Source organism: Klebsiella grimontii (genome assembly GCF_900200035.1).
GTDB lineage: Bacteria > Pseudomonadota > Gammaproteobacteria > Enterobacterales > Enterobacteriaceae > Klebsiella > Klebsiella grimontii.
Genome location: NZ_FZTC01000015.1, coordinates 325796 through 337901, shown reverse-complemented (window position 1 = coordinate 337901; position 12106 = coordinate 325796). Strand labels below are relative to the sequence as shown.

The window sequence follows — 12106 nt, the reverse complement described above, 5'->3', positions numbered from 1 at the left end:
AATCAGTGACTTACCATTTTGTGCCGTTAAAAAAACAGTGGTTATCTTTTCATCGCCATGTCATTAAAATGGTCTATTACCGCGCAAACTTCATCCATGGAGGAACTATGTCGAAAAAACTACTGCAGCTGCACTTTGCCTTTAATGGCCCCTTCGGCAGCGAGATGTCCCGTCAGCTCGTGGAACTGGCCGAGTCTATCAATCAGGAACCGGGGTTTATCTGGAAGGTCTGGACGGAAAGCGAAAAGGATCAGGAAGCGGGCGGGATCTATCTTTTTGAGAATGAAGAAACCGCGCTCGCTTATCTCAACAAGCATACCGCACGCCTGAAATCTCTCGGCGTGGATGACGTTATCTGCAAAATCTTCGACGTCAACGAGCCGCTCACCGTCTTGAACCACGGTCATCTGTAATAGCCACTCTCATCCGTACCGGCCCCCCCCCCCCGGGTTGCGGCTAACGCCTTACCCGGGCTATTTTCCCGTAGACAGCTGTGAAACGGTAGCCCGGCTAAGCGCAGCGCGAGCCGGGTGAAAACCCCGGGTCGCGGCTGACGCCTTACCCGGGCTACATCACTCACGCTATCCCTGACTAAACTGGCGGAACAGCGCCTTCCCTTTCAGCAAACGCAGCCCCAGCCAGCCGCCGCACAGCGACAGCAGTATCGCCCCGCACAGCGGCAGCATCACCCATAGCCGCCAGTCCGGAGACCACGGGAAGTCAAAGATTTTGCTTTGCAGCAGCGCCAGCGCTACCTCTGCGCCAATCGCCGCCACCACGCCTGACACCACGCCCAGCAGGGCGAACTCCGCCCACAGCGTGGTGCGCAGCAGAGACTTACCGGCCCCCAGCGTGCGCCAGACCACCAGTTCCTGATAACGCTGGCGCATCCCGACCTGCACCTGCGCCAACAGCAGCAACACGCCGCAGGCGGTGACCAGAATCACCATCACCTCAAGGGCGCGGCTTACCTGTGTCAGCACCTGGCCAATCTGCTGCAAAATCGCGCCGATATCCAGCAGGCTGACGGTGGGGAATTCGCGGTTGAGCTGCGTTAGCATCCCGTTGCCGTTATCCCAGCGGAAGCTGGTGAGCCAGCTTTGCGGCTGCCCGTCGAGCGCCCCCTGCGGGAAGATAAAGAAGAAGTTTGGCCGCAGGCTCTCCCAGTCAACTTTGCGCACGCTGGACACTTTCGCGCTAAAGTCCTGGGTATCCCCGGTAAACGTCACGCTATCGCCGAGCTTGACGCCCAGCCGCTGCGCCAGCCCCTCTTCAATCGAGACCTCGCCCGCTTTCGGCGGCCAGGTTCCGGCCACCAGCGGATTATGATCAGGCCGCTCGCGGCTCCAGGTGAGGTTAAGCTCGCGGTTCAGGGCTTCATCTTTATTGCCTTCCGTCGCCTGGCCGTTGATTTGCGTCAGGCGGGCGCGCACGATGGGATAGAACTCGGTGGCGCGGGTCTGATGTTCGGCAAGGAAGGTTTTCACCGGCACCACCTGCTCCGGGGCGATGTTGATCAGAAAGTAGTTAGGACTTTCCGGCGGCAGCTGCTGCTGCCAGCGATCGAGCAGATCGCCGCGCAGCACCAGCAGCAGGGCCAGCAGCATAAACGACAGCGAAAAGGCCGCCAGCTGGCTCAGGGTCGACCACGGCTGGCGCAGCAGACGATTCACCGCCAGACGCAGCGGCAGCGCTTTTAACGTCAAACGTTTCAGCAGCCACAGAACGCCCCATCCCGCCAGGCCGCATACCAGCGCCAGCACCACGGCGCCCGCCAGCACCGCCCATAGCAGAGGGCTACCGCCCATCAGCAGCGCCAGCAGCGCCACCACGACCAAGCACACCACGGGAATATAGAACTTAAGCGGCCAGACATTAGCGACAACATCCTGGCGCAGCACTCGCAGCGGCAGGGTCGCCAGCAGCAGTCGATAGGGTCGCAGCCCGACCAGCAGGGAAATCACCACCATCGCGCCGATTGCCCACAGCCACGGCCAGCCGCTCGCCGCCGGCAACACCGCCGGGAGCACCGGTTTAAGCATCACCAGCAGAATATTTTCCAGCCCGACGCCCATCGCCCCGCCGGCAACCACCGCCATCGCCAGCAGCATCAGCCACTGGCCGACAATCAGCTTGCGCAGCTGAGCCCGCCCGGCGCCGAGGGTTTTGAGGATCGCCACCAGATCGTAACGGCTGCGGCAGTAATGGCTCATCGCCACCGCCACCGCGGCGACCGCCAGCAGCAGCGTTAACAACGCCGACAGCAGTAAAAACTGCTGCGAGCGTTCCAGCGATTTGCCCAGCGCGCTGTCGTCCTGCTCCAGGCCGATCCAGCGATGTTCCGGCCCCAGCTTCGGCAGCAGCCATTTTTCATAATCCGCCAGCTGCTGCGGGGTTCCGGCGAACTTATAGCGCCAGGAAACGCGGCTGCCTGGCTGTACCGCGCCGGTTTTCGCCACGTCGGCGGTGTTCATCATCAGCCGCGGCGCCATCTGGAAGGGGTTAAAGCCGGCATCCGGCTCCTGAATCACCTCGCCGGCAATGCGCAGCGTAGCGTCGCCGACATCAATAGTGTCGCCGGTTTTCAGATTCAGCAGCGCCATTAATCGCGGCGCCAGCAGCACGGTCCCGGCGTGCGGCTTCAGCCCCGGCGGCTGGGTCTGCAGCTGACCATACAGCGGATAACGCTCGTCAACCGCTTTGACGTCCGCCAGCTGCGGCGTATCGCCGGAAAAGGTCATGGTGGCGAAGCCCAGCTGTTCGCCGACGGTTAAGCCAAGGCGACGCGCTTCGTCAATCCATGCGCCAGGGACTTCGCGTGAGCTGCGCAGCGTGCGGTCGCCAGCCATAAATTCCCGGCTCTGCTGGCTGAGTCCTTTCTCCATGCGGTCGCTTATCGAGCCCAGCGCCAGCACGCAGGCCACCGCCAGGCTTAGCGCCAGCCAGACAATCAGCAGCGACGGCGAGCGCCATTCGCGCCAGAACCAGCGGGCAATCATGCTTCCTCCCGCAGCTGGCCATCTACCAGCCGCAGCCGCCGGTCGCAGCGCGCCGCCAGCAGCGGATCGTGGGTGACGAGGATCAGCGTGGTGCCGTGCTCGCGGTTAAGCGAAAACAGCAGATCGGCAATTTTATCTCCGGTATGACGGTCGAGGTTGCCGGTGGGTTCATCGGCAAACAGCAGCTCCGGGCGGCCGTTAAACGCGCGCGCCAGCGCGACCCGCTGCTGCTCGCCGCCGGAAAGCTGCACCGGCAGGTGATGCAGGCGTTTACCCAGCCCCAGCTGCTCCAGCAGGGCCCGGGCGCTGCCGCGGCTCTGGCTGTCGCTTTCGCCGCGCAGCAGCGCCGGAAGCTCGACGTTTTCCAACGCATTGAGGGTGGGTATCAGCATAAAGGATTGAAACACAAAGCCGACGTGCTTTGCGCGCAGCTTCGCCCGCGCCTCTTCGTCCATCTGATGCAGCGGCTTGCCAAGCAGCGAGACTTCTCCGCTGCTGCCGTCGTCCAGCCCGGCCAGGATCGCCAGCAGCGTCGATTTACCGGACCCCGACTCGCCAATCAGGGCGATGGTTTGCCCTTGTTTGACAACCAGCTCAACTCCGGTAAGGATGGACAGCTGATGCTCACCCTGACCGACGGATTTCTTAAGATGATGAACTTCAAGTATGTTTTCCGCTGGCATTTGCCTTTCCTGTTTCTGGTCCTGTTTACCTGCCGCGCGATGGCGGCCGACACGCTGTTGGTTCTCGGCGACAGTCTGAGCGCCGGTTATCGTATGGCGGGCAATACCGCCTGGCCTGCGCTGCTTAACGATAAGTGGCAGACCAAAACGCCGGTGGTGAACGCCAGCATCAGCGGCGATACCTCGCAGCAGGGGCTGGCAAGGCTTCCGGCGCTGCTTAAGCAGCACCAGCCGCGCTGGGTGCTGGTGGAGCTCGGCGGTAACGATGGACTGCGCGGTTTCCCCCCGCAGCAGACGGAGCAGACGCTGCGTACCATTCTTGAGCATATCAAAGCGGCGAATGCCCAGCCGCTGCTGATGCAAATTCGCCTGCCCGCCAACTATGGCCGCCGTTATAATGAAGCCTTTAGCGCAATCTATCCGGCACTGGCCAAAGAGTTTGATATTCCTCTGCTGCCCTTTTTTATGGAAGAGGTTTATCTGAAACCGCAGTGGATGCAGGACGATGGAATTCACCCCAATCGAGACGCCCAGCCGTTTATCGCCGACTGGATGGCGACGCGTTTGGCTCCCTTAGTTAATCATGACTCCTGATAACAGCGAGTCATTCGCAGGTAAAGTTATGCAAAAATCGGTTTTAGTTACAGGATGTTCCAGCGGAATTGGTCTTGAAAGCGCCCTTGATTTAAAGCGCCAGGGCTTTAACGTGCTGGCAGCCTGCCGCAAAGCAGAAGATGTCGCGCGGATGCACGAACTGGGGCTGAGCGGTGTTCTGTTGGATCTTGACGATCCGCAGAGCGTTGAACGCGCCGCCGCCGAGGTGATTGCCCTGACCGATAACCGCCTGTATGGCCTGTTTAACAACGCGGGCTACGGCGTCTACGGCCCGCTGCCGACCATCAGCCGCCAGCAGATGGAGCAGCAGTTTTCCGCCAACTTTTTCGGCGCCCATCAGCTAACGATGCTGCTGCTTCCGGCCATGGAGCCGCACGGCGAGGGGCGTATCGTGATGACCTCATCGGTGATGGGGATCATCTCCAGCCCCGGCCGTGGCGCCTATGCCGCGAGTAAATACGCGCTGGAGGCCTGGTCCGACGCGCTGCGCATGGAGCTGCGCCACAGCGGCATTAAGGTCAGCCTGATTGAGCCGGGCCCCATCCGCACCTGTTTCACCAACAACGTTAACCAGACCCAGGCCGATAAGCCGGTGGAAAACCCCGGCATTGCCGCCCGCTTTACTCTCGGACCGGAAGCGGTGGTGGAAAAAGTGCGCCATGCTTTTGTCAGCGATAAACCGAAGCTGCGCTACCCGGTAACCCTGGTGACGCACGCGGTCGCCCTGCTGAAACGCCTGCTGCCGACCCGCGCGATGGACAAAATTATCCAGGGCTAAGTTGAAGCGCCTGCCGTCGCCCCCATATATCTATACAAGTATCGACTAAAGAGACTCGCTCATGTCCGCACAGAATATTGTCAATATTACCGAAGCTAACCTACACCAGACGCTGCAGCAGTCCGCAGCGACGCCGGTGCTGTTCTATTTCTGGTCCGCGCGCAGCCAACATTGCGAGCAGCTGACGCCGGTGCTGGAGAGCCTGGCCGCCCAGTACAACGGTCTGTTTACCCTTGCTAAGGTTGACTGCGATGCCGAACAAATGCTGGCTTCGCAGTTTGGCTTGCGCGCTATCCCTACGGTTTACCTGTTCCAGAACGGTCAGCCGGTCGACGGCTTCGAAGGCCCGCAGCCGGAAGAAGCGGTGCGCGCGCTGCTGGATAAGTTCCTGCCGCGCGAAGAAGAACTCAAGGCGCAGCAGGCGCTGGCGCTGATGGAGGAAGAGAACTATGCCGAAGCCCTGCCGCTGCTGAAAGACGCCTGGCAGCTGTCGAACCAGGAGAGCCAGATTGGCCTGCTGCTGGCGGAAACGCTGATTGCCCTGCACCGTTCCGATGAAGCGGAAACCGTGCTGAAAGCCGTGCCGCTGCAGGATCAGGATACGCGCTATCAGGGGCTGGTGGCGCAGATCGAGCTGCTGAAAAAAGCCGCCGACACGCCGGAAATTCAGCAGCTGCAGCAGCAGGTAGAGCAGAACCCGCAAGACGCGGCGCTGGCCTCCCAGCTGGCATTACAGCTGCATCAGGTAGGGCGTAACGAAGAGGCGCTGGCGCTGCTGTTCAGCCATCTACAAAAAGATTTAGGCGCCGGAAACGGCGAAGTGCGCAAGATGCTCCAGGAGATCCTCTCCGCGTTGGGCACCGGCGACGCGCTGGCCGCGAAGTACCGCCGCCAGCTCTACTCTCTGCTTTATTAATCGCAAAAAACCCGGCTCGCGCTGCGCGTAGCCGGACTACAGACTGGATGATCTTGTAGCCCGGGTAAGGCGTTTACGCCGCAACCCGGGAAACGCTTACGCCCGTTTTTTCAGCTGCGTCACCACCAGCTGATGGCGAGCGTTAAAGAACTTCAGGTAGGTCAGATACCCGGCGATAATCGTTGACAGACTGGCGGTAGAGAGCAGCATGAACGTCACCATAATCTGATACTTAATCGCTTTTACCGGATCAATCCCGGCGAAAATCAGCCCCGACATCATCCCCGGCAGGCTCACCAACCCTACCGTTTTCGCCGAATCCACCGTCGGGATCAGCGCGGCGCGAATGCTATCGCGGATCAGCCTCGCGGAAGCCATCTTCGGCGTTGCGCCCAGGCTCAGCTTCTCCTGAATCTGCTGCTGCTCGCTGCTAAACCGCTGCCCCATATTGTTGTAGCACAGCCCGACCGCCACCATCGCGTTGCCGGCCACCATCCCGGCGATTGGAATGACCTGCATCGGCACAAAAGCAATCGACCCGGAAAAAACCAGCACCGCCAGGGTTAACCCGGCGCCGGTGGTTATCGCGATAAATGAAGAAACAAAGGCTTTATCGATATATTTGCTGCGTTTTTTCGCATTCCACGCCGCGTTAAAGCAGATAAACAGCACCATCAGCAGCGTCAGCACGGCGTGATTAACGTTAAAGATATATTTCAGCACGTAGCCGACGATAATCAGCTGCACAATCGCCCGGCAGATACTCCAGATAATATCTTTTTCCAGCGCCAGCTTTTCCCGGTAGCTGACCACAATCGCCACCAGCACCAGAACCATGGATAACGCCAGCGACTCGTTGGTAATATTATGCCCGTTCATTTTTTTGCTCCTCCTGCGCTTTGCCGCCGGCAGGCTGGAGCGTAATCACTTCATCCGCATGGGCAATTTCATTGCTATCGTGAGTGACCCACAGAACGGCGATATTTTTTTCGCTCGCATAGCGGTGAATAATCTCATTCACATTTTTTTTATTGCTCTCGTCCAGCGCGCTGGTTATTTCATCGAGCAGCAGCACCTGCGGTAAAAACTGCAGATTGCGAATCAATGAAACGCGCTGCTTTTCCCCGCCGGACAGCTCGTTAATGGATTTTTCCAGCGTATTTTTCGCCAGACCGAAGCGGGCAAGATCGGCCACCAGCGCCTTAGGATCCGGCTGTTTTTGACGGATCTGCCACGGGAAGATCAGGTTGTCATACACCGAATCGCCGAACAGCGCCGGGGTTTGCGCGCAGTAGGAAACCTGCTGGCGATAGGTTTCCGGCGTTAAGTCATTAATATCTTTACCGGCGAAGAAAATGCTCCCCGAGGTGGGGCTTTGCAGCGAAGCGATTATTTTTAATAACGTGCTTTTTCCGCAGCCGGAAGGGCCGGTAATCAGCTTAAATTCCCCTGCTCTGAGCTGAAAATTAATCTCATTAAGGATGGTCACCCCATCGGCCTGAAAACCCACGTTCTCCAGGCGCAAAATAGCGTTACTTTCGGTCATTATTATTCCCAGTTTTTCGACAACGCCTCTAGTTTACTCCACTTTTCTTTCACCCGGATGCGCGGAAAGATATACTCTGGTTAAACGCGCGCCGCTCTTCCGGCGCATCAACAGGCAACAAGACAGGAGGTTTTTGATGCTGATTTTTATCCCCATTCTTATTTTCGTCGCGCTGGTTATCGTCGGAGCGGCGGTAAAAATTGTTCCTCAGGGCTACCAGTGGACGGTAGAGCGCTTTGGCCGCTATACGCAAACGCTGCAGCCGGGTATGAGCCTGGTGGTGCCCTTTATGGATCGTATCGGGCGCAAAATTAATATGATGGAGCAGGTGCTCGATATCCCTTCGCAGGAGGTGATTTCGCGCGATAACGCCAACGTCACCATTGATGCGGTGTGCTTTATTCAGGTCATCGACGCGCCGAAGGCCGCCTATGAAGTCAGCAACCTCGAGCTGGCGATCATCAACCTGACCATGACTAATATTCGTACCGTGCTGGGCTCCATGGAGCTGGACGAAATGCTCTCCCAGCGCGACAGCATCAACACCCGCCTCCTGCATATTGTCGATGAAGCGACCAACCCGTGGGGGATCAAAATTACCCGCGTTGAGATCCGCGATGTGCGTCCGCCAGCGGAGCTTATCGCCTCAATGAACGCCCAGATGAAAGCCGAGCGAACCAAGCGCGCCTATATTCTTGAGGCCGAAGGGATACGTCAGGCGGAAATTTTAAAAGCCGAGGGCGAGAAGCAGTCGCAGATCCTCAAAGCCGAAGGCGAGCGTCAGTCGGCGTTTTTACAGGCAGAGGCGCGCGAACGTTCCGCGGAAGCGGAAGCGCGCGCCACGCAGATGGTCTCATCCGCTATCGCCTCCGGCGACATTCAGGCCATCAACTACTTTGTCGCGCAGAAATATACCGATGCGCTGCAGCAAATTGGCGCGGCCAGCAACAGTAAAGTGGTGCTGATGCCGCTCGACGCCAGCAGCCTGATGGGCTCCATCGCCGGGATCGGCGAGCTGCTTAAAGAAGGCGCCGGCGCGCAGAAAAAATCATGATCGCGCTGATTCTCGCCCACCCGCATATTTTCTGGCTCAGCCTCGGCGGGCTGCTGCTGGCGGCGGAAATGCTCGGCGGCAACGGTTATCTGCTGTGGAGCGGCATTGCCGGCGTCGTAACCGGGCTGCTGGTCTGGATGCTGCCGCTGAGCTGGGAGTGGCAGGGCACGCTGTTCGCCGTGCTGACCCTGCTGGCGGCCTGGCTATGGTCGCGCTGGCTGCGTAACCGCGTTAAGCGCCAGAAGCCGGCGGACGCTCAGCTTAATCAGCGCGGGCAGCAGCTGCTTGGCCGCCGCTTTACGCTGGAAACGGCGCTGGTTAACGGTCGCGGACACGTCCGCGTGGGCGATAGTTCATGGCCGGTCATTGCCGATGAAGACCTCGCGGCGGGCAGCAAGATTGAAGTGGTCGCCGTTGAGGGGATTACCCTGCGGGTCAGGGAGCTCCCCGCCGGGCGTTAAGCCTGCGCTTTGCGGTGACAGCAGCCCGAAAGATTATCGATGATCGGGCAATCCGCGCTGTCATCGCCGGGGCAGGAGTCCGCCAGCGCCAGCAGATGCGCGCGCATCCCCTGCAGCTCGCTGATATGGCGCTCAATGTCCGCCACTTTCTCCAGCGTCCGGCGTTTCACGTCAGCACTGTGCCGCGACGGATCGTTAAACAGAAATATCAGCTCACGGCACTCTTCCAGATTAAACCCCACCTGGCGCGCCTGGCGCAGCAGGGTCAGTTCATCCAGATGCTGCTGGCTGTAGCTGCGGTAGCCGTTTTCGCTACGCAGCGGCGGCGTCACCAGTCCCTTCTCTTCGTAAAAACGGATCGCTTTACTGGTTAAGCCGGTTTTTTTCGCCACATCGCTAATATTCATCTTTCCCCCTTGACCTTCCCCTTGCTGGAAGGTTTAACCTTGCTAATACTCGATGAAAGAGTGTGTTCGGTCAATCATTAACCGGAAATTATTCAGGAGTTATTTATGTCTAACACTATCGACCTTGCGCTTGATGGCCTCTCCTGCGGCCACTGCGTTAAACGGGTAAAAGAGAGCCTGGAACAGCGTCCCGACGTTGAGCAGGCGGAAGTGACCGTTACCGAAGCTCACGTGACGGGCAGCGCCAGCGCGGAAGCGCTGATTGAGACCATTAAACAGGCCGGATACGGCGCGGAGCTCAGCCACCCAAAGGCTAAACCGCTGGCAGAATCATCAATCCCGCCGGAAGCGCTGACAGCGGCCACCACTGAGCTTCCGGCAGCCCGTGACGAAGATGACAGCCAGCAGCTGTTGATCAACGGCATGAGCTGCGCCAGCTGTGTTTCTCGGGTACAAAACGCGCTTGCGGCGGTACCGGGGGTCTCACAGGCGCGGGTTAACCTGGCGGAACGCACTGCGCTGGTGATGGGCAGCGCGTCCGCCGCAGAATTAGTCCAGGCCGTAGAGAAAGCGGGCTACGGCGCGGAAGCCATCGAAGACGACCTCGAACGCCGCGAGCGTCAGCAGGAAACCGCTGTCGCCACCATGAAGCGCTTCCGCTGGCAGGCGATCGTCGCCCTGCTGGTCGGTATCCCGGTCATGGGCTGGGGGATGATCGGCGACAACATGATGGTCAGCGATGATAACCGCTCCCTGTGGCTGGCTATCGGGGTTGTCACGCTGGCGGTGATGGTGTTTGCCGGTGGCCATTTCTACCGCAGCGCGTGGAAAAGCCTGAAGAACGGCACCGCGACGATGGATACGCTGGTGGCGCTGGGTACCGGCGTCGCCTGGCTCTACTCGATGAGCGTCAACCTGTGGCCGCAGTGGTTTCCGATGGAAGCACGCCACCTCTATTATGAAGCCAGCGCGATGATTATCGGTCTGATTAACCTCGGCCATATGCTGGAAGCCCGCGCGCGCCAGCGCTCTTCGAAAGCGCTGGAAAAACTACTCGATTTAACCCCGCCGTCAGCGCGGGTGGTCACCGACGAAGGCGAAAAAGATCTGCCGCTGGCGGAGGTTCAGGCGGGAATGACCCTGCGTCTGACCACCGGCGATCGCGTACCTGTCGACGGGGTCATTAGCCAGGGCGAAGCCTGGTTCGATGAAGCGATGCTCACCGGCGAGCCGGTACCGCAGCAAAAAGGCGACGGCGACGCCGTTCATGCCGGGACCGTGGTGCAGGACGGCAGCGTGCTGTTTACCGCCAGCGCCGTCGGCAGCCAAACCACGCTGGCGCGCATTATCCGTATGGTGCGCCAGGCGCAGAGCAGTAAACCTGAAATCGGCCAACTGGCGGACAAAATCTCCGCCGTGTTCGTCCCGGCGGTCGTGGCGATAGCCCTGTTCAGCGCCGCAATCTGGTACTTTTTTGGCCCGGCGCCGCAAATTGTCTACACCCTGGTGATCGCCACCACGGTGCTGATTATCGCCTGTCCGTGCGCCCTGGGGCTGGCGACGCCGATGTCGATTATCTCAGGCGTGGGCCGCGCAGCGGAGTTCGGGGTACTGGTGCGCGACGCCGATGCGCTGCAGCGCGCCAGCACCCTCGATACGCTGGTCTTTGATAAAACCGGTACCCTCACCGAGGGTAAACCGCAGGTGGTGGCGATAAAAACCTTTACCGCTATGGATGAATCCGCCGCTCTGCGCCTGGCGGCGTCTCTCGAACAAGGCTCCAGTCACCCGCTGGCGCGCGCCATCCTCGACAAAGCCGCAGACCAACGCCTGCCTGCGGTAGATAATTTCCGCACGCTGCGCGGGCTGGGCGTCAGCGGCGAAGCCGAAGGCCACCGTCTGCTGCTCGGTAACCAGGCGCTGCTGAATGAGCACAAGATTGCAACGGCTGAAATAGAAGACGAAATGATCGCCCAGGCGTCACAGGGCGCGACGCCGGTACTGCTGGCGGTGGATGGTCAGGCGGCGGCGCTGTTCGCCATCCGCGATCCGCTGCGCGAAGATAGCGTGGCGGCATTAGCCAGGCTGCACCGCCAGGGCTATCGGCTGGTGATGCTGACCGGAGATAACCCCACCACCGCCAACGCTATCGCCAAAGAGGCGGGCATTGATGAGGTGATTGCCGGAGTGCTGCCGGACGGTAAAGCCGATGCGATTAAACGCCTGCAAAGCCAGGGGCACCAGGTGGCGATGATCGGCGACGGTATCAACGATGCGCCCGCGCTGGCGCAGGCCGATGTGGGCATCGCCATGGGCGGCGGCAGCGATGTCGCCATTGAAACGGCGGCTATCACCCTGATGCGCCATAGCCTGAACGGCGTCGCCGATGCGCTGGAAATCGCTAAGGCCACGCTGCGTAATATGAAGCAGAACCTGCTGGGGGCGTTTGTTTATAACTCGCTGGGCATTCCGATTGCCGCCGGGATCCTGTGGCCGCTGACCGGAACGCTGCTCAACCCGGTGGTAGCGGGCGCGGCCATGGCGCTCTCTTCGATTACCGTCGTGAGCAACGCCAACCGTCTGCTGCGCTTTAAGCCCAAAGCATAAGGCAGCCTCTGACGAGGGCGAAACAGGTTTCCCCTCTCCC

Annotated in this window: 12 protein-coding genes; 7 read left to right on the top strand and 5 right to left on the bottom strand. The window is 59.8% G+C overall.

Annotation, left to right across the window (positions count from 1 at the left end; translation table 11 throughout):
* The first annotated feature begins 107 nt into the window (after window positions 1-107).
* A complete protein-coding gene (locus KOSB73_RS09245) occupies window positions 108-413 on the top strand; it encodes a monooxygenase (RefSeq protein WP_049085210.1) in 306 nt (101 codons plus the stop codon).
* Window positions 414-581: 168 nt separating this feature from the next.
* Here the strand turns inward: KOSB73_RS09245 and ybbP are convergent, their stop codons facing one another.
* Complete coding sequence (ybbP, locus tag KOSB73_RS09240) at window positions 582-2999, bottom strand: putative ABC transporter permease subunit YbbP (protein ID WP_049085212.1); 2418 nt, start codon at window positions 2997-2999, stop codon at window positions 582-584.
* Window positions 2996-3682 carry a putative ABC transporter ATP-binding protein YbbA gene (gene ybbA / locus KOSB73_RS09235; protein ID WP_024359143.1) on the bottom strand — a complete coding sequence of 229 codons (687 nt, stop codon included), beginning with the start codon at window positions 3680-3682 and terminating at the stop codon, window positions 2996-2998. Before ybbA ends, ybbP begins: the two co-directional genes overlap by 4 nt.
* On the opposite strand from ybbA, the gene tesA reads away from it, so the two are divergent.
* From tesA to KOSB73_RS09220, 3 genes are all read left to right on the top strand, one after another.
* Window positions 3650-4276 carry a multifunctional acyl-CoA thioesterase I/protease I/lysophospholipase L1 gene (gene tesA, locus KOSB73_RS09230; protein ID WP_098066568.1) on the top strand — a complete coding sequence of 209 codons (627 nt, stop codon included), beginning with the start codon at window positions 3650-3652 and terminating at the stop codon, window positions 4274-4276. The genes ybbA and tesA overlap by 33 nt on opposite strands.
* Complete coding sequence (locus KOSB73_RS09225) at window positions 4266-5075, top strand: SDR family oxidoreductase (protein WP_165774990.1); 810 nt, start codon at window positions 4266-4268, stop codon at window positions 5073-5075. Before tesA ends, KOSB73_RS09225 begins: the two co-directional genes overlap by 11 nt.
* Window positions 5076-5136: 61 nt before the next feature.
* The gene (locus tag KOSB73_RS09220; protein ID WP_004137910.1) at window positions 5137-5991 is read left to right on the top strand and encodes a co-chaperone YbbN; all 855 of its coding nucleotides are present in this window, start codon (window positions 5137-5139) and stop codon (window positions 5989-5991) included.
* A gap of 96 nt (window positions 5992-6087) precedes the next feature.
* Here the strand turns inward: KOSB73_RS09220 and fetB are convergent, their stop codons facing one another.
* Both fetB and fetA read right to left on the bottom strand, forming a co-directional pair.
* Complete coding sequence (fetB, locus tag KOSB73_RS09215) at window positions 6088-6870, bottom strand: iron efflux ABC transporter permease subunit FetB (protein ID WP_004129987.1); 783 nt, start codon at window positions 6868-6870, stop codon at window positions 6088-6090.
* The gene (fetA, locus tag KOSB73_RS09210) at window positions 6857-7537 is read right to left on the bottom strand and encodes an iron efflux ABC transporter ATP-binding subunit FetA (protein ID WP_024359007.1); all 681 of its coding nucleotides are present in this window, start codon (window positions 7535-7537) and stop codon (window positions 6857-6859) included. Before fetA ends, fetB begins: the two co-directional genes overlap by 14 nt.
* A gap of 136 nt (window positions 7538-7673) precedes the next feature.
* Between fetA and KOSB73_RS09205 the strand changes: the two genes are divergently transcribed.
* Complete coding sequence (locus KOSB73_RS09205; protein ID WP_024359008.1) at window positions 7674-8591, top strand: SPFH domain-containing protein; 918 nt, start codon at window positions 7674-7676, stop codon at window positions 8589-8591.
* Entirely contained in the window at window positions 8588-9052 is a 465-nt protein-coding gene (locus KOSB73_RS09200) for an NfeD family protein (RefSeq protein ID WP_049085213.1), read from the top strand. The genes KOSB73_RS09205 and KOSB73_RS09200 overlap by 4 nt, the downstream gene beginning before the upstream one ends.
* Here KOSB73_RS09200 and cueR read toward each other — a convergent pair.
* Window positions 9049-9459, bottom strand: a complete 411-nt coding sequence (gene cueR / locus KOSB73_RS09195; protein WP_004129970.1) for a Cu(I)-responsive transcriptional regulator — start codon at window positions 9457-9459, stop codon at window positions 9049-9051. The two genes, KOSB73_RS09200 and cueR, sit on opposite strands and share 4 nt — an antisense overlap.
* 105 nt (window positions 9460-9564) lie before the next feature.
* Here cueR and copA point away from each other — a divergent pair, with 105 nt between their 5' ends.
* Entirely contained in the window at window positions 9565-12066 is a 2502-nt protein-coding gene (copA, locus tag KOSB73_RS09190; protein ID WP_098140406.1) for a copper-exporting P-type ATPase CopA, read from the top strand.
* Window positions 12067-12106 lie beyond the last annotated feature (40 nt).